Source organism: Streptomyces sp. LUP30 (assembly GCF_001746365.1).
In the GTDB taxonomy this organism is placed as follows: domain Bacteria; phylum Actinomycetota; class Actinomycetes; order Streptomycetales; family Streptomycetaceae; genus Streptomyces.
In genome coordinates this window covers 25,293-42,922 of record NZ_MJAJ01000050.1, presented here as the reverse complement: position 1 = coordinate 42,922, position 17,630 = coordinate 25,293, and the positions used below count along the sequence as shown (strand labels likewise).

Annotated in this window: 15 protein-coding genes and 1 pseudogene; 9 read left to right on the top strand and 7 right to left on the bottom strand. The window is 71.5% G+C overall.

Features of this window, described 5'->3' with window-relative positions; translation table 11 throughout:
- Positions 1 to 73 precede the first annotated feature (73 nt).
- The 3 genes from BG482_RS31560 to ybaK are packed head-to-tail and all read left to right on the top strand — an operon-like array spanning position 74 to position 2,392.
- Positions 74 to 1,117, top strand: coding sequence for a hypothetical protein (locus BG482_RS31560; RefSeq protein WP_069772611.1), 1,044 nt, complete (start codon positions 74 to 76; stop codon positions 1,115 to 1,117).
- Between the two features lie 11 nt (positions 1,118 to 1,128).
- Entirely contained in the window at positions 1,129 to 1,869 is a 741-nt protein-coding gene (locus BG482_RS31555) for an LON peptidase substrate-binding domain-containing protein (protein ID WP_069772610.1), read from the top strand.
- A gap of 19 nt (positions 1,870 to 1,888) precedes the next feature.
- Positions 1,889 to 2,392 (top strand): Cys-tRNA(Pro) deacylase, encoded by a 504-nt coding sequence (gene ybaK / locus BG482_RS31550; protein WP_069772609.1) that lies wholly within the window; start codon positions 1,889 to 1,891, stop codon positions 2,390 to 2,392.
- Between the two features lie 76 nt (positions 2,393 to 2,468).
- On the opposite strand, the gene BG482_RS31545 is transcribed toward ybaK, so the two are convergent.
- From BG482_RS31545 to BG482_RS31530, 4 genes are all read right to left on the bottom strand, one after another.
- A complete protein-coding gene (locus tag BG482_RS31545) occupies positions 2,469 to 3,158 on the bottom strand; it encodes a DUF2567 domain-containing protein (protein WP_079142394.1) in 690 nt (229 codons plus the stop codon).
- A 34-nt stretch (positions 3,159 to 3,192) separates the two neighbouring features.
- A complete protein-coding gene (locus BG482_RS31540) occupies positions 3,193 to 4,017 on the bottom strand; it encodes an ABC transporter permease (RefSeq protein WP_069772607.1) in 825 nt (274 codons plus the stop codon).
- Positions 4,018 to 4,120: 103 nt separating this feature from the next.
- Entirely contained in the window at positions 4,121 to 5,095 is a 975-nt protein-coding gene (locus BG482_RS31535) for an ABC transporter ATP-binding protein (RefSeq protein WP_069772606.1), read from the bottom strand.
- Positions 5,096 to 5,203: 108 nt separating this feature from the next.
- A complete protein-coding gene (locus tag BG482_RS31530; protein WP_069772605.1) occupies positions 5,204 to 6,433 on the bottom strand; it encodes an NYN domain-containing protein in 1,230 nt (409 codons plus the stop codon).
- Positions 6,434 to 6,657: 224 nt separating this feature from the next.
- Between BG482_RS31530 and BG482_RS44220 the strand changes: the two genes are divergently transcribed.
- Positions 6,658 to 6,822 (top strand): hypothetical protein, encoded by a 165-nt coding sequence (locus BG482_RS44220; protein WP_167467490.1) that lies wholly within the window; start codon positions 6,658 to 6,660, stop codon positions 6,820 to 6,822.
- Positions 6,823 to 6,908: 86 nt separating this feature from the next.
- Here the strand turns inward: BG482_RS44220 and dnaE are convergent, their stop codons facing one another.
- A complete protein-coding gene (gene dnaE, locus BG482_RS31525; RefSeq protein ID WP_069772604.1) occupies positions 6,909 to 10,448 on the bottom strand; it encodes a DNA polymerase III subunit alpha in 3,540 nt (1,179 codons plus the stop codon).
- A 214-nt stretch (positions 10,449 to 10,662) separates the two neighbouring features.
- Here dnaE and BG482_RS31520 point away from each other — a divergent pair, with 214 nt between their 5' ends.
- From BG482_RS31520 to BG482_RS31505, 4 genes are all read left to right on the top strand, one after another.
- A complete protein-coding gene (locus BG482_RS31520; protein WP_069772603.1) occupies positions 10,663 to 12,003 on the top strand; it encodes a DUF2252 domain-containing protein in 1,341 nt (446 codons plus the stop codon).
- A gap of 67 nt (positions 12,004 to 12,070) precedes the next feature.
- Positions 12,071 to 12,763, top strand: coding sequence for a hypothetical protein (locus BG482_RS31515; RefSeq protein ID WP_069772602.1), 693 nt, complete (start codon positions 12,071 to 12,073; stop codon positions 12,761 to 12,763).
- 97 nt (positions 12,764 to 12,860) lie between these two features.
- A complete protein-coding gene (locus tag BG482_RS31510; protein ID WP_069772601.1) occupies positions 12,861 to 13,673 on the top strand; it encodes a thioredoxin domain-containing protein in 813 nt (270 codons plus the stop codon).
- Between the two features lie 103 nt (positions 13,674 to 13,776).
- Positions 13,777 to 15,456, top strand: coding sequence for an alkaline phosphatase (locus BG482_RS31505; protein WP_069772600.1), 1,680 nt, complete (start codon positions 13,777 to 13,779; stop codon positions 15,454 to 15,456).
- A gap of 66 nt (positions 15,457 to 15,522) precedes the next feature.
- On the opposite strand, the gene BG482_RS31500 is transcribed toward BG482_RS31505, so the two are convergent.
- Positions 15,523 to 16,092, bottom strand: coding sequence for a dienelactone hydrolase family protein (locus BG482_RS31500; RefSeq protein WP_069772599.1), 570 nt, complete (start codon positions 16,090 to 16,092; stop codon positions 15,523 to 15,525).
- A 98-nt stretch (positions 16,093 to 16,190) separates the two neighbouring features.
- Here BG482_RS31500 and BG482_RS31495 point away from each other — a divergent pair, with 98 nt between their 5' ends.
- A complete protein-coding gene (locus BG482_RS31495; protein WP_069772598.1) occupies positions 16,191 to 17,303 on the top strand; it encodes a mechanosensitive ion channel family protein in 1,113 nt (370 codons plus the stop codon).
- 107 nt (positions 17,304 to 17,410) lie between these two features.
- Here the strand turns inward: BG482_RS31495 and BG482_RS45495 are convergent.
- A pseudogene (locus BG482_RS45495) lies at positions 17,411 to 17,625 on the bottom strand (SDR family oxidoreductase); the annotation flags it as partial.
- Between the last annotated feature and the right edge of the window lie 5 nt (positions 17,626 to 17,630).

The window sequence follows — 17,630 nt, the reverse complement described above, 5'->3', positions numbered from 1 at the left end:
CTTGACCCGGCGGCGTACAACTTTCCACAGGTTGCCCGCACCCTCTGGCGCGATCTGAACCCGCGGCTTTTCAATGGTCGGCACCATGGCTCTGCTGCCCCCCTTCATCCGCGCCTCCCGGACGACCCGGTCGGCACGGTACGTCGCCCCCCACAGCGCCGCCGGGCTCCCCGCCGACGACGAGGTGCTCCTCGACGTGCCCGACGACCGGCTCGGGCCCGCGCTGGTCGCGGCCGGCCTGGGCGCCTACGCTCCCGCCGCCGCCCTTCTGCTTCGCACCCGCGAACGCGCCGAGTGGGAGTACCGCGACCGGTACGCCACCCGGCTGGCGTCCTTCGCCCGCTCCCGCCCCGAGTGGTTCGAGGACTGGCGCGCCGCCGCCCCGCGCGACCCCGACGTCCTGCTCGTCTCCGCGCAGCTCGCCGTGGCCCGCGCGTGGGACTCGCCGGCCCGGGCCGAGCTGCTGCGCGAGGTGAGCCCGCTGATCACGGCGGCCGCGCAGAGCGACGTCCGCGACCCGGTGCCGTGGCGGATCGCCCTGGACCACGCCCGCGGCACACACGCCGGCCACAAGTACTTCGGCGAGCTGTGGTCGGCCGCGGTGCGCCGCGCCCCGCACCACTACGGCTGCCATGTGGCCGCCAAGCGCTATCTGGCCGAGTCCTGGCACGGCTCCCACCGCGAGTGCTTCGACTTCGCCGACCGGGCGGCGCAGGACGCGCCGGCCGGCTCCCTCGTCCAGGCGCTGCCTGCCCGGGCGGCTTTCGCCTACCTGACCGACGGCTGCGGCCCCGAGGTGCCGCGCGAACGGCTGGACGCGGCCGCCGACCGAGCCGTCGCGCTGTCGGCCCGCTTCCCTGCCGCCGACCCGTGGCCGGCCGAGATCCGCAACGTGCTGACGTACGTCCTGGTCCGCCTGGACCGCCGTGACGAGGCCCTCGCCCAACTGCGTCTGATCGGCCCGTACGCCACGTCCTTCCCCTGGGACCGGCTGTCCGACGACCCCCTCGGCCACTTCCTGGCGGTCCGCGAGGAAGTGCGCTCGGGACCGTCCGAGGAGCCCCCCTGGCATCCGGGAAACGGGCACGGCGGACGAGCCCGCCCGCTGGACCACTAGGCTTCTGCGTCGTGACCACCGTCCGTCTGCCGCTCTTCCCCCTGAACTCGGTGTTGTTCCCGGGACTCGTACTCCCGCTCAACGTCTTCGAGGAGCGTTATCGCGCCATGATGCGCGATCTGCTGAAGACCCCCGAGGACGAATCGCGCCGCTTCGCCGTCGTCGCCATCCGCGACGGCCACGAGGTGGCGCCCAGCTCCCCGGGCCTGCCCGACCAGACGGCGCTGCCCGAACGCGGCCCCGCCGCCGGTTTCGGCGACGACCCGGTCAAGGCGTTCCACGGCGTCGGCTGCGTGGCCGACGCGGCGACGATCCGCGAGCGGACCGACGGCACCTTCGAGGTGCTGGCGACCGGCACGACCCGCGTGAAGCTCCTGTCGGTGGACGCCTCGGGCCCGTTCCTGACCGCGGAGCTGCAGGAACTGCCCGAGGACCCGGGCGACGAGGCGGGCGCCCTCGCGGAGGGCGTGCTGCGGTCGTTCCGCCAGTACCAGAAGCGGCTGGCGGGCGCCCGCGAACGCTCCCTGAGCACGGGCGCCGACCTCCCGGACGACCCGTCGGTGGTGTCGTACCTGGTGGCCGCCGCGATGATGCTGGACACCCCCAGCAAGCAGCGGCTGCTGCAGGCCCCGGACACGGCCTCCAGGCTGCGGGACGAGCTGACCCTGCTGCGCGCCGAGACCGCGATCATCCGGAACCTGCCCTCGCTGCCCGCGGCGGACCTGACCCGCGGCCCGACGAGTCTCAACTGACGTCACCGAGAAGGCCCGAATGGCGAAGAAGTCGAAGAAACAGCAGCAGTCCGGGGGCACTCCCGCGACGGTGGCCCTGACGGCGGCCGGCGTGGACTTCACGGTCCACGCCTACGACCACGATCCGGGCCACCCGTCCTACGGCGAGGAGGCGGCCCAGGCGATGGGCGTCTCCCCCGACCGGGTCTTCAAGACCCTGGTGGCGGACGTGGACGGGACCCTCACTTTGGCCGTGGTCCCGGTCGCCGGCTCCCTGGACCTGAAGGCCCTGGCGGCGGCGGTGGGCGGCAAACGCGCGGCGATGGCCGACCCCACCCTGGCCGAACGCACGACGGGTTACGTCCGGGGCGGCATCTCCCCGCTGGGCCAGCGCAAGAAGCTCCCGACGGTCCTGGACGACTCGGCGACGGCCCACGCCACGATCTGTGTCTCGGCGGGCCGCAGGGGCCTGGAGGTGGAGCTCTCCCCGACGGCTCTGGCGGAGCTCACCGGGGCGGTCCTGTCGCCCATCGGCCGGGACTGAAGATGGGCCGGGACTGAGGATCGGCCGGGACCGAGGGGCTTCGGCACGAGCACCCGCGCCCGGCCGCCTTCATGCCCTAGGCCATGGGGGCCCCGTACCCGTCCTTCGGGGTCGTCCCGTACGGCTCGAACGGCTCGGGGTCGCGGGGTCCGAACAGGGCCGTGAGGCCCAGATGCACCAGCGAGGCGGCCAGCGGCCAGGCGAGGAGCGCGCCCTTCGCCCCGAGCTTCAGCGGCGCGGAGAACGTCACCCCCTTGCCCACCGACCGCGCATGGGCGATCACGTCGGACTCGGGCCCGAGCCACACCCCCAGCCGCCAGGCGAGCAGCGATCCGAGGAACCCGCCGACCGCGAGCGCGACGACCAGCGGGACTCCCCCGCGCCGCCGCCACAGGAACACGGCGGCCGCGCTCACGGCGCCGAACGCGAGGGCCAGGAGGGTGAACGTTCCGTCCACCCCGATCGCCTGCTCGCCCTCGGTGTCCTTGAAGTAGACGACCCACTGCTCGTCCGCCAGGTCGCCGACGAGCGGCACGTTCGGGGCCAGCCACACCCACAGCAGCCCGAGCAGCGCACCGGCGACGGCCACCGCGACCCCGATCACGGCGGCTTCGCGCAGTTCGGTCTTCATCCCGGGCCCGTCCTGTCCGTACGCGACGTCGTGCGGCGCGGCGGCCGCTCCCGCGTGCCCTGCGGGCGACGGCGGCCAGACCTCGTGCGAAGACGGTTCGTGCGGCGGCGGAGGCGGAGTCAGCGGTGCGGTCACTCTGACATCGTGCCAGGCCCGCCCGAGCCGCGCGTCACCGGACGGCGGCCCGGCGGTACGCCCAGGTGGCGACGGCCAGCGAGACGACGCCCACGCCCGCGCACACGGCGAGGTCGCCGAGGACGAACGCCCAGTCGGGATCCGCCCCGAAGGTCCGGGCGAACGCCTCGACCCCGTACGTCGACGGCAGCAGGTCGCGGGCGAAGCGCACCGCCTCCGGCATCCGGTCCGGCGGCAGCACGCCCAGCAGCAGTGCGGCCGACATGCCGAGCTGGCCGAGCACCGTGGCCAGCTCCGGCCTCGGCGCGAGCAGCCCGAAGGCCGCGCCGAGCCCGGACAGGGCGGCGCCGGCCAGCGGGATCACGGCCGCGAGCACCCACAGATGGGTCAGGGGCAGCCCGAACAGCACGCACCCGAACACGGCGGTCACCAGCGTGCCGGGCACCGTGAAGGAGGCGTACGCGCCCGCCGCGCCCAGCACCACGGCCGCGGGCGGCACGGGCAGCGTCGCGTAATGGTCCAGGCCCCCGCTCGCCCGCAGCTGCCCGAAGTACTGGGCGAGCAGGTTCAGCGCGACGAACGCGACGACCAGCACCGCGGACCCCGCCACCACGGACTCCGCCTCGTGCCCTCCGTCGACCACGCCCCGCATCATGATCAGGATGCCGACGGACTGGAAGGTCGCCACGAACAGCAGCGGGATGCGCGCCACCCGGGCCCGGGACAGCTGAGCCCGGTACACGGCCGCGAGCGACGGCCACAGCCGGGCGCGCGGCGCGAGCTCGGCGGCGCCGGTGCGGGCGGTCTGCGTGACGGCCCGGGCGCCGCCCGGCAGAACCTCGGCGGGTACGACACTCACGTGGCGCTGCTCCTCTTCCCTACGGTTCTCATACCGTCCCATACGGCAGCGCCGGTCCGCCCGCTCACCCCGACGCGCCTCGCGCCCTGCGTCGCCCACGCGCTCACGCCCGCACCAGGCCCTGCCGTGCCGCCCCGCCCAGCGCCAGGTAGACGTCCTCCAGGCTCGGGGTGGCCAGGGTGAAGTCGTCCAGCGCGGCGAAGGCGGCCCCGCCGGTGACGGTGGCGACGACGGCCCGCGCCTCGTCGGGCGCCAGGCGCAGCGTCCAGCGGCGGCCGGACTCCACGGCCCGTTCCCGCAGCGCGGCGACCTCGGGCACGTCCAGCGGCGGCCGCTCGCGCCACACCAGCTCCACCCGCACCTCGCCGGCGACCTGTTCCTTGAGCCCGGAGGGGGTGTCGCAGGCGATGACGCGGCCCTGGTCGAGGACGGCGACCCGGTCCAGCACGGTCTCCGCCTCGATGACGTTGTGGGTGACGAGCAGCACGGTCGTCCCGCGTTCGGCCCGCCGGCGGTCCACGGCGGCCCACACGGCCCGGCGCGCCACCGGGTCCATTCCGGTGGTCGGCTCGTCCAGCACCAGCAGGGGCCGCTCGCCGACCAGCGCGGCGGCGAAGCAGGCGAGACGGCGCTGGCCGCCGGACAGCTTGCGCAGCGTCCGCCCCGCGAGGGGTGTGAGGCCCAGCTCGTCGAGGACGGCGTCGCGCTCCCGGCGGGCCGCGTGCACGTCGAGGCCGCGCAGCCGGCCGGTGGTCTCGGCGGCCAGCGAGACGGTGAGCTCGTCGAGGGCGGTGGACTCCTGCCCGAGGTAGGCGAGGATCCGCGCGGCCCGGTCGGGGTGGCGCACGATGTCGTGGCCGAGGATCTCCACGCTGCCCGCGTCGGGCCGCATCAGTCCGGTCATCTGGCGCACGAGGGTGGTCTTGCCGGCGCCGTTCGGCCCGAGCAGGCCGAAGATCTCACCGCGCCGGATGTCCAGCCGCACGTCGTCGGTGGCCCGCACCTCCGGGGTCGCGGGAGTGCCGCGCCGGCCCCGGACCGCGGGATAGGACTTCGTCAGCCCGCGCACGGCACACACGACCTCGTCCTCGTGCCGGACTGCCGATGCCGCGCGCGTACTCACAAGGCACGAGACTACGGGGTCGGGGACCTCCGCCCGCCGTCGGGGGCGGCCGGGACGCCCGGTTCAGTCCCCCGCCGGAGCGTGCTCGGTGGCCGTGCGGACGTCGATCTCGCGCCAGAAGCCCGCCCGGATGGCGTAGCGGTCGTGTTCGTCGATCTGGTCGTCCTTGTGGGCGAGCAGTCCGAAGCGGGCTGCGTACCTGAGCAGCTCGCCGTCGATGCGGTGCGGGATCCGCGGGTACATGCCCGACAGATTCTGCAGATGGCCCTGGTCGCCGAGGCGCCCGATCCAGCGGCGGGCGAAGACCTGGCCCACCTCGTAGGGGTCGCCGCCGACGGTGGTGATGTCCTCCTCGCGGTCGGCCCACCGCTGCTCGGCCGTGGTGACCTGCGCGAGCGTCGGCATCGAGGCGACCTCGGAGGGCTCGGGCGCGGCCCCGGGGCGGTCGACCCAGCCCTTGTCGGAGGACCAGCGCAGGGTCGCGGTGGTGGGGTGCTGGGCGGGCTGGGCGGGCTGGGCGCCGGGTGCGCGCAGGGCGGCCAGGTCCTTGGGGGTGGGCACGCCCTTGGGGGCGGGGACGCGCTCCTGTGCGCCGTGGTCGGAGCCGCCGCCCCCGGAGGGGTGCTCGGTCTCCTCGGGGGTGCGCTCGGCGGTCGGCGCGAGGCCGGAGTCGGGCAGCGGGGCGGAGAGGATGGCGGCGATCTCGGGGCGGGGGGCCGGCGGCGGCGCGCAGATCCCGCCGAGCTCCTTCGCGCGTACCGCCTTGGTGATCCAGGTGCGGTCCAGGACGCGCCGCTCGTCGGCCTCGGCGACCAGGTCCTCGGACTGGTTGTAGTCGCCGTCGGCGGCCTGTACGGCCCACAGGTGGACGGCGACGCCGTGCTCCTTGGCGGCCATCATCCCGGGCAGCAGATCGCCGTCGCCGGTGACGAGGACGACGTCGGAGCAGGCGCGGTTGCGGGCCAGCTCGGTCAGCTCGGCGTGCATGGCGGCGTCGACGCCCTTCTGGGCCCACCGCCCGTCGCTGCGGGTCAGGGCGCCCAGCCGGACGGTCACCCGGGGCATCACCCGCAGCCTGCGGTGCTCCGGCTGAGGGACGCGGTCGGGTGCGCCGTCGAACCAGTAGATGCGCAGCAGCGGGCGCTCGGTCTCGGACTCGGCCTGTTCGCGCAGGCCCTGGACGAGGGCGGCGTGGTCGACGGTGATGCGGGATCGCGAGGGCTCTCCGGCGAGGAGACTCGCGGCCGCCCCCAGCAGATACCCGGCGTCCACCAGGACGATGCAGCGGTCCACACGACTCACCCTCTTTCCGGGAGGTTTGCTTCGAGCTTCCTTCGAGTCTGCCCGACGGCGCGGAGGTTAACGGCCCGAACTCGATCTTCGGCGTGGCGTTTCGAGCACGTGCGTTCCGACAACCCCTGTTACACACGGTAATTATCCGAAATGCGTCGTAAGTCAGCCTATGTGAATCTGGTCCCGGCCCTGGCCCCTAGATCCCCCCCAGGAGGCAGAGCACCATGGCCAAGAACAAGAAGCAGGAACGTAAGCAGCCGCAGTCCGAACGTGGTCAGCAGACGGCACGGCCGTCCACGATGGAGTCGCAGGCCGAGCAGCACATCGCCCAGGTGACACCCGCCGACATGGCCCGCAAGGGCCGGCAGAAGCGCTTCGGCCACAACTGACGTCGGCACGACGGGCTGTTGCAGCCCGAGCACAGCGAGGGGCGCATCCGATGCCGGGTGCGCCCCTCATCTGCGTCGTCCCGCGATCAGCCGGCCAGGCAGGACGGGCCGAGCAGCACCTTCAGGTCGCCGAACAGGGCGGGGTCGGGCTTGACCCGGTGCCGGTCCAGACGCAGCACGGTCGTCTTCGTCGGGCCCTGGAGCCTGATCCGGACCTCGCTGTCGCCCCGGTGGTGGGTGAGGATCTCACCGAGACGGTTGATCATCGGCGGGGTGACCCGGGTGGCGGGGATGGTGAGGATCACGGGCGCGTTGGTGCCCGCGTTGGACAGGTCGGGGACCTGGAGCTCCATCGCGACCAGCCGCGGCACGTCCTCGCGCTTGTCGAGGCGGCCCTTGACGAAGACGACGGCGTCCTCGACGAGTTGGGTCGACACGAGCTGGTACGTGGCCGGGAAGAACATGCACTCGATGGAGCCCGCGAGGTCCTCCACGGTGGCGATCGCCCAGGCGTTGCCCTGCTTGGTCATCTTGCGCTGCAGGCCGGAGATGATGCCGCCGATGGTCACCACCGCGCCGTCCGCGTGCTCGCCCCCGGTGAGCTGGGCGATGCCCGCGTCGGCCTTGTCGGACAGCACGTGCTCCAGGCCGAAGAGCGGGTGGTCGGAAACGTAGAGACCGAGCATCTCCCGCTCCTGGGCGAGCAGATACGTCTTCTCCCACTCGTCGGTGGTGAACTCGACGTCGAGGCCGAAGCCGGGCTCGCTGGTGTCCTCCTCGCCCATCCCGCCGAAGAGGTCGAACTGCCCCTCGGCCTCCTTGCGCTTGACCGCGACCACGTTGTCGATCATCGGCTCGAACTGCGCGGTGAGGCCCTTGCGGGTGTGCCCCAGGGTGTCGAACGCGCCCGCCTTGATCAGCGACTCGGTGGTGCGCTTGTTGCACGCCACCGCCTCCACCTTGTCCAGGTAGTCGGGGAAGGAGGCGTACTTGCCCTTGGCCTTGCGGCTCCTGATGATCGACTCGACCACGTTGGTGCCGACGTTGCGGACGGCTTCGAGGCCGAAGAGGATCACGTCGTCGCCCTGTGCGGCGAAGTTGTGCACCGACTCGTTGACGTTCGGCGGGAGCACCTTGATGCCCATGCGCCGGCACTCGTTGAGGTAGACGGCCGACTTGTCCTTGTCGTCCTTGACCGAGGTGAGCAGTCCGGCCATGTACTCGGCGGGGTGGTTCGCCTTCAGATAGGCGGTCCAGTACGAGACCAGGCCGTACGCGGCGGAGTGCGCCTTGTTGAAGGCGTAGCCGGCGAACGGGACCAGCACGTCCCACAGGGCCTGGATCGCCTCGTCGCTGTAGCCCTTGTCCCGGGCGCCCTTCTGGAAGAGGACGAAGTTCTTCGCCAGCTCGTCGGGCTTCTTCTTGCCCATCACGCGGCGCAGGATGTCGGCCTCGCCGAGGGAGTACCCGGCGATGATCTGGGCGGCCTTCTGCACCTGCTCCTGGTAGACGATCAGGCCGTAGGTGACGGCCAGGACCTCCTGGAGGGGCTCCTCCAGCTCCTTGTGGATCGGGGTGATCTCCTGGAGCTTGTTCTTGCGCAGCGCGTAGTTGGTGTGCGAGTCCATGCCCATCGGGCCGGGACGGTAGAGCGCGGACACGGCGGAGATGTCTTCGAAGTTGTCGGGCTTCATCAGGCGCAGCAGCGAGCGCATGGGGCCGCCGTCGAACTGGAAGACGCCGAGGGTGTCACCGCGCTGGAGCAGTTCGAAGGTCTTCGGATCGTCGAGCGGCAGCGCCAGCAGGTCGAGGTCGATGCCCTTGTTGGACTTCACCATCTTGACGGCGTCGTCCATGATCGTCAGGTTGCGCAGGCCGAGGAAGTCCATCTTCAGCAGGCCGAGCGACTCGCACTGCGGGTAGTCCCACTGCGTGATGGTCACGCCGTCGGTGTGCCGCACCCAGATGGGGGCGTGGTCGACGATGGGCTCGCTGGACATGATCACGCCGGCCGCGTGCACGCCCATCTGCCGGACCAGGCCCTCGACGCCCTTGGCGGTGTCGATGACCTTCTTGACGTCCGGCTCGTTCTCGTACATCGCGCGGATCTCGCCCGCCTCGCTGTAGCGCGGGTGCGAGGGGTCGGTGATGCCGTTGAGGTCGATGCCCTTGCCCAGGACGTCGGCGGGCATGGCCTTGGTGAGGCGGTCGCCCATCGCGTACGGGTAGCCCAGCACGCGCGCGGAGTCCTTGATGGCGTTCTTCGCCTTGATCTTGCCGTAGGTGCCGATCATGGCGACCTTGTCGGCGCCGTACTTCTCGGTCACGTAGCGGATCACCTCGACGCGCCTGCGCTCGTCGAAGTCGATGTCGACGTCGGGCATGGAGACGCGCTCGGGGTTGAGGAACCGCTCGAAGATCAGGCCGTGCGGGATCGGGTCGAGGTCGGTGATGCCCATCGCGTAGGCGACGATCGAGCCGGCGGCCGAGCCACGCCCCGGACCGACCGCGATGCCCTGGTTCTTCGCCCACATGATGAAGTCGGCGACGACGAGGAAGTAGCCCGGGAACCCCATCTGGATGATGACGTCCATCTCGTACTCGACCTGCTTCTGCCGGTCGTCGGGGACGCCGCCCGGGAAGCGGCGCTCCATGCCCCGGCGGACCTCCTCCTTGAACCAGGTGACCTCGGTGAAGCCGTCGGGGATGTCGAACTTCGGCATGAGGTTCTTCGCCTCGAACATGCCGGTGGTGTCGATCTGCTCGGCCACCAGGAGGGTGTTGGCGCAGCCCTCCTGCCAGGCGTCCGAGGAGTCGATGGCGTACATCTCGTCCGTGGACTTCAGGTAGTAGCCGGTGCCGTCGAAGCGGAAGCGGTCCGGGTCGGAGAGGTTCTTGCCGGTCTGGATGCACAGCAGCGCGTCGTGCGCGGTCGCCTCGTGCGCGTACGTGTAGTGCGAGTCGTTCGTCACCAGCGGCGGGATGCCGAGTTTCCTGCCGATCTCCAGCAGGCCGTCGCGGACCCGGTGCTCGATGTCGATGCCGTGGTCCATCAGCTCCAGGAAGTAGCGGTCCTTGCCGAAGATGTCCTGGTACTCGGCGGCCGACTTCAGGGCCTCGTCGAACTGGCCGAGGCGCAGCCGGGTCTGGAGTTCGCCGGACGGGCAGCCGGTGGAGGCGATGAGCCCCTCGGACCACTGGGAGATGGTCTCCTTGTCCATCCGGGGCCACTTCTGCAGCCAGCCCTCGGCGTACGCGTCCGAGGAGAGCTTGAAGAGGTTGTGCAGACCCGTCGCGTTCGCCGCCCAGATCGTCTTGTGGGTGTAACCGCCGGAACCGGAGACGTCGTCGCGCTTCTGGTGCGGCTGGCCCCACTGGATCTTGCGCTTGTTGCGCCGCGACTCGGGGGCGACGTACGCCTCGATCCCGATGATCGGGGTGACGCCCGCCTTCTTCGCGGTGTGGAAGAAGTCGTAGGCCCCGTGCAGGTTGCCGTGGTCGGACATGGCGATATGGGTCATGCCCATCTCGTTGCACGCCTGGAACATGTCCTTCAGCCGCGCGGCACCGTCCAGCAGCGAGTACTGGGTGTGGACGTGCAGGTGCGTGAACGGCGGCTTTGACACGGCTGCGGCCTCCAGGGAAACAAGGGTCGACGGGCGTCCCACGGGTTGCGGACGGTCCGGGGGACAGCGTCGAAGTCTATGCCTCGGCACTGACACTCCGGGGGCTCCCCCGCGTACCTTCACAGCGAGGGGCACGGGCACTTTCGCACGGCTCCGCCCGTTGGAGACGACAGAAACGCTGTCGTACACGTCATGCACCAGGAGGCACCCAGCGATGTCGGTTCCGCAGCTCGACGACGAGCACCGCGGCGAGCAGATCCTCGCCGTCTTCGACACCGCGTTCGGCGAGCTCCTGGCCGCCGACCCGGCCGCGTTCCGAGTGAAGTTCCGGAAGATGGCGGCCTCGGCGTTCGCGTTCTACCGGGGCACGGCGGGCCTCTTCTACCACGATCTCACCGCCAACGACGGCTTCGGCTCCAAGCGGGGCGGCCCGTTCCTGGACGACCGCACCTCGCGCGTGTGGATCCACGGCGACCTGCACGCGGAGAACTTCGGCACGTACATGGACGCCACGGGCCGGCTGATCTTCAACGTCAACGACTTCGACGAGGCCTACGTCGGCCCCTTCACCTGGGACCTCAAGCGCCTGTCCGCCTCGCTCGCCCTGATCGGGTACGCGAAGGCGCTCTCCGACGACCAGATCACCGAGCTGGTGGAGGTCTACGCGGGCGCCTACCGCGAGCGCGTCCACGCCCTGGCGACCGGCGCCAAGAGCGACGAGGTGCCCCCGTTCACCCTGGACACCGCCCAGGGCCCGCTGCTGGACGCACTGCGCGACGCCCGCTCGCTGACCCGCTTCGGGCTGCTGGACTCGATGACCGAGATCCGCGACTTCGAGCGCCGCTTCGCACCGGGCGGCGGCTCCATCGAGCTGGACGCGGCGACCCGCTACAAGGTCCTGGCGGCCTTCGACGGCTATCTGGAGACGCTGCCGGAGTCCTCGCTGACCCGCCCGGACTCCTACCGCGTGAAGGACGTCGTCGGCCGCCGCGGCATCGGCATCGGCTCGGCGGGCCTGCCGTCGTACAACATCCTCCTGGAGGGCAACAGCGACGCCCTGGAGAACGACGTGGTGATCTACATCAAGCAGGCCCAGACCCCGGCGGTCTCCCGGCACGTCACCGACCCGGCGATCCGCGGCTACTTCCAGCACGAGGGCCACCGCACGGTGATCTCCCAGCGCGCCCTGCAGGCGCACGCCGACCCGTGGCTGGGCTGGACCGAGCTGGACGGCGCGGGACAGCTGGTCGCCGAGGTCTCGCCCTACGCGGTCGACCTGAACTGGGGCGACATCGACGACCCGGAGGAGATCGCGGGCGTCGTCGCCGACCTGGGCCGGGCCACGGCCACCATGCACGCGGCCGCGGACGACCAGTCCGGCGAGTCGCTGGTGCCGTTCTCCACGGAGCGGGCCATCGACGCCGCCATCGCGGCCGACGAGGACGGCTTCGCGCCGCTGCTGGTCGACTTCGCGCACGCCTACGGCGCCCGCGCGCGTGCCGACCACCAGATCTTCGTCGACCTGTTCCGCAACGGCCGGATTCCAGGTCTCTAACAGTCCGCTGCTCACAGGGAGCCTTTAGCGGTCTCCTACAGGAGCACGTGGCACACTCTCCTCCGCTATGGACATATCCGGGACCCGCCTCAGAGCCGTACGCGCGGCGCTGTTCACGGCCTTCGTCGTGACGCTCAGCAGCGCGTCGCACGTGCTGCTGTCGCGGGTCCCGCTGCCGCTCAACACGGTGGCCGCCGTCGCGGCCGCCGTGTTCGCCCTCGCGTACGCCCTCGCCGGCCGCGAGCGGGGCTTCGGGCGGATCGCCGCCCTGCTGATCCCGCTGGAGCTGGCCGCCGACACCGTCTTCACCACCGGGCAGCACGTCTGCTACGGCCGGGCGGGCGGCCCGGTCGCCGGCCCGCTGGCCTCGGTCGGCTGGAACGTCCTGTGCGGCGACGGGACGCCGTTCGGCACCCCGCTGGCCCAGGTCACCGGCACCGACCCGGACCGGCTCGGCGGTCTGCTCGCCCACGCCGATCCGGCCACCGCCTGGCTGCTGCTCGCCGCGCACGTCTGCGTCGGTCTGCTCGCCGCCGCCTGGCTGCGCCGGGGCGAGCGGGCACTGGCCCAGCTGCTGCGCGCGGCCACCGCGAACACCTTCCGGCCGCTGCTGCTGGCCGTCGCCGCGGTGAGCGTACGACGCGCCCCGGAGGCCCGCCGTCTGCCACGCCCCGCGCCCCGCACGGCCACCGTCCGCGAGCGGATCCTCGTGCACTCCCTGGGACGGCGTGGCCCGCCGTGCCCGGCCGCCGCGGTCTGACCGGCCCGGCTCCGCCGAGCACGACCCGGCTCCAGTCCCTGCACCACCCCCACGAAACTTCCGCGTACCCACGGGTGCGCGTCCCTTTGGAGAAACCATGAGCAAGCGGAACAGCGCCGCGTCGAAGACGGCGGCCCGGGAGCGGCTGCGCATCGAACGCGAGCGGGAGGCCAAGCGGGCCAAGGTCAGGCGGCAGATCATCGTCGCCTGCTCGGCGGTCGCCGTGCTGGCCGTGGCCGGCGGCATAGGCTACGCCGTCGTCCAGGCCAACAAGCCGAGCTACTGGGAGGACGCGGCGAAGGCCAAGCTGGTCGCGCCGGCCAACACCAGCGGCAAGGACGGCACGACCGTCGTCATGGGCAAGGCGAGCGCCAAGAAGACCCTCGTGATGTACGAGGACCCGCGCTGCCCCATCTGCGCCCAGTTCGAGCAGACCGTCGGCCCGACGGTGAAGAGCGACCTCGACGCCGGCAAGTTCAAGATCCAGTACGTCGGCGCGACCTTCCTCGACCGCAGTCTGACCGGCGAGGGGTCCAAGAACGCGCTGAGCGCCCTGGGCGCGGCGCTGAACGTCAGCCCCGAGGCGTTCCTCGAGTACAAGACCGCGCTGTACTCGGCGAAGTACCACCCGGAGGAGACCAAGGACGAGTTCAAGGACGACTCCTACCTGATCAAGGTGGCCGACACGGTCTCGGCTCTGAAGGGCAACGCGAAGTTCCAGAAGGCGGTCAAGGACGGCACCTACGACCGCTGGGCCCTGGAGATGTCCAAGACCTTCGACAGCAGCGGCGTCTCGGGCACCCCGACCCTGAAGATGGACGGCAAGACGCTGACCGACTCCGGCGGCAAGGCCGCCCCGATGACGGTCGCCGACTTCAACACGGCGCTCAACGCGGCCCTCAAGGGCTGAGCCGCTCCTGAGCGGCGGTTGATCCGACGCTCCGCGGAAGAGCGGGCGAACATTTGGGAGTTCGCCCGCTCTTGTGTCGTACCGGTCAGTAATCTGATCGGCCGTGACCAGTAGACACAGAACATCCGAGAGCGCCGACACCACGTCTCAGCGCCCCGAACCGCTGTCCCCGCGCCGCCGTACGGTCGTCAAGGCGGCTGCCGCCACCGCCGTGCTGGCCGGCCCGCTGCTCGCCGCGCTGCCCGCCCGCGCCGCCGAGGCCCCCGTCTTCCTGCACGGCCTCGCCTCCGGGGATCCGCTGCCCGACGGCGTCCTGCTGTGGACCCGGGTGACGCCCACCCCCGAGGCGATACCGGGCTCCGGCCTCGGCCCGGACACCGAGGTGAGCTGGATCGTCGCCCGGGACAAGGCGCTGACGGACGTCGTCGCCAAGGGGACGACCACCGCGACCGCCGCATCCGACCACACCGTCAAGGCCGACATCCGCGGCCTCGCGCCCGCCACCGACTACTGGTTCCGCTTCTCGGCCGGCGACGTCGACTCCCCGGTGGCGCGCACCCGCACCGCGCCGGCGGCGGACGCGACGGTGAGCGGCCTGCGCTTCGGCGTGGTCTCCTGCGCCAACTGGGAGGCCGGCTACTTCTCCTCCTACCGCCACCTCGCGGCCCGGGGCGACCTGGACGCCTGGCTGCACCTCGGCGACTACATCTACGAGTACGGCACCGGCCAGTACGGCACGCGCGGCACCGTCGTACGGCAGACCGCGCCCACCCACGAGATCCTCACGCTCGCCGACTACCGCACCCGGCACGGCAAGTACAAGACCGACCCGGACCTTCAGGCGCTGCACACCAAGGCGCCGGTCATCGCGATCTGGGACGACCACGAGTTCGCCAACGACTCCTGGTCGGGCGGCGCCGAGAACCACACCGAGGGCGCCGAGGGCGCCTGGTCGGCCCGTCAGGCGGCCGCCAAACAGGCCTACTTCGAGTGGATGCCGGTCCGCCCGGCGATCGCCGGCACCACCTACCGCCGACTGCGCTTCGGCAGGCTCGCGGACCTCTCCCTGCTGGATCTGCGGTCCTTCCGCTCCCAGCAGGTCGCCGTCGGCAAGGGCGCCGTGGACGACCCGGACCGCACGATCACCGGCCGCGCCCAACTGGACTGGCTGAAGGCCGGACTGAAGGCGTCCGACACCGCCTGGCGGCTGGTCGGCAACTCGGTGATGATCTCGCCGTTCGTGATCGGCTCGCTCTCCGCGGACCTGTTCAAGCCGCTGGCCAAACTGCTCGGCCTGCCGGAGGACGGCCTCGGCCTCAACACCGACCAGTGGGACGGCTACACCGACGACCGCCGTGAACTCCTCGCCCACCTGCGCTCGAACGCCATCCGCAACACGGTCTTCCTGACCGGTGACATCCACATGGCGTGGGCCAACGACGTGCCGGTGGACGCGGGGACCTACCCCCTGTCGGCGTCGGCCGCCACGGAGTTCGTGGTCACCTCGGTGACCTCCGACAACCTCGACGACATCGTGAAGGTCCCCGAGGGGAGCCTCACAGCGGTCGCCTCCCCGGTCATCAGGGCCGCCAACCGGCATGTGCACTTCGTGGACACCGACCGGCACGGCTACGGCGTCCTGGACATCACCGCCGAGCGCGCGCAGATGGACTACTACGTCGTGTCGGACAGGACGAGCCCCTCCGCGACCTCCTCCTGGTCCCGCTCGTACCGCACGCGCAGCGGCACGCAGAAGGTGGAGCGCACGTACGACCCGGTGTAACCGCCGACCGGGCCGGCCGAGGGTGATCCTGCCGCGCGGCTCCCGGTCACTCCCGGTCACTCCCGGTCAGAGGGTCTCGAGGAAGCCGAGCGCCACCCGCCAGGTGGCCTCGGCGGCCTCCTCGTCGTAGTCGGGCAGGTCGGGGTCGGTGTACAGGTGCCCGGCGCCCGCGTACCGGTAGATCTCCACGTCGGCGCCGGCTCTGCCCATCTGCAGGTACCAGGCGCTCAGCCAGTCGTCGGTCTCGAACGGGTCCGGCTCGGCCACGTGCAGCTGCACCGGCAGGTCGTCCACCGTGACGTTCGGCGCGAGGTCCGAGGTGCCGTGCAGAAGCAGCAGGCCGCGCGCCCTGGCGTCGCCGAGGGCGAGGGTCTGCGCGACGGAGGCGCCGAGCGAGAACCCGGCGTAGACCAGCCCCCGCTCCGAGTAGGGGGCGGCGGCCAGGACCGCTCTCCTGAGCAGGTCGTCCTTGCCGATCTCCTCCTTGTACGCCATGCCCTCCTCGACCGTGTCGAACGTGCGCCCGTCGAAGAGGTCGGGGGTGTCGACCTCGTGTCCGGCGGCGCGCAGCCGGTCCGCCGCGGCACGCACCGCGGGCCGCAGTCCGTAGGTCGAATGGAAGAGCATGATGTTCATGCGCCCATGGTGCCAGCCTGCACCGACAGCGCCGTGCGTGCGCCTCCTCACAGAAGTAGCAGGTTCAAGGTCGCGTGGACCCGGTTACGTTCGAAGGCATGGAGAACCTGCTCCGCCCCGTGATCGTGGTGGGCGGATCGGTGGTGCTGACCTTCCTCATCGGCTGGGCCACCGACCGTCTGCTGTGCAAGGCCGACCAACGGCACCCCGAGACGTCTCTCTGGGGCCTGCTGCGCCGTGGTCGCATCCCGTATCAGCTGGTGCTGTGCGCGGCGATGCTGAGAGGCTCCTACGACCAGGCGCAAATGCTGCAGGACCACAAGACCGGCATCGGCCGCACCCTCACCCTGGTGCTGATCGGCTCGGCGGCCTGGCTGGTGATCCGGATCGCCGGAGCGATCGTCGAGACGTCGTACTCGCACTACGCGCGGATGCACCGCGACGCGGCCAGGGTCCGCCGGGTGCGGACCCAGGTGTCGCTGATCATGCGGGTCGTCTCGGCCGTCGTGGGCGTGGTCGCGGCCGCCGCGATGCTGCTCACATTCCCTGCGATGCGCGCGGCGGGCGCCTCCCTGCTGGCTTCCGCCGGGATCCTCGGCATCGTCGCCGGTGTGGCCGCCCAGTCCACGCTGAGCAACCTGTTCGCCGGCCTGCAGATCGCGTTCGGCGACATGGTGCGCATCGGCGACACGGTGGTGGTGGACGGCGAGTGGGGCACGGTCGAGGAGATCACCCTGACCTTCCTGACCGTACGCACCTGGGACGAGCGCCGCATCACGATGCCCGTGTCGTACTTCACCTCGAAGCCGTTCGAGAACTGGTCGCGCGGCACCCCGCAGATGACCGGCATCGTCTACTGGCACGTCGACCACGCGGCGCCGGTGGAGGCGATGCGCGAGAAGCTGCGCGACATCCTGCGCGAGTGCCCGGCCTGGGACGGCCGCGCCTGCGGTCTGGACGTCACGGACACCACGCCCAACACCATGCAGGTGCGGGCGCTGGTCACGGCCAAGGACGCCGACGACATCTGGACGGTGCGGGTCAAGGTCCGCGAGGAGATGATCCGCTGGCTGTGGAAGGAGCACCCGTACGCTCTGCCGCGGGTCAACACCGCGCACGCAGCCCTGCCTCCGGGCCGGCTGCCGGCCCAGAGCTCCTCCCCCGACGGTGCGGCCCGCCCCGCCGCCGAATCGCAGCGCACGGGCCGCTGAGCATCGGTTGCCCCCCTCGGCGCCCACGTCGGCCTGGACGGCCTGGACGGCCTGCGAGGTGACGTGTCCGGCCTGCCGGGGAGGCGAGCCGGTGCAGTGTGGCGGCTCGATCGCCGCCCCGAAGAACCCGGTGTCCTCGGCATACCCGGGGGCGACGACGTTCGCGGTGATCCCCCGCGGGCCCGGGGCACGGGCGAGGTCGCGGGCGTGTCGGGTGCAGCGCGGCCCAGGCGCCGCCGTACGCCCCGCTGCCCGATCCCCGGTAGGCGCCGATCGAGCTGACGAACAGCACCCGTCCGCCGGGCGAGGCGAGCCGGTCCTGTGAAA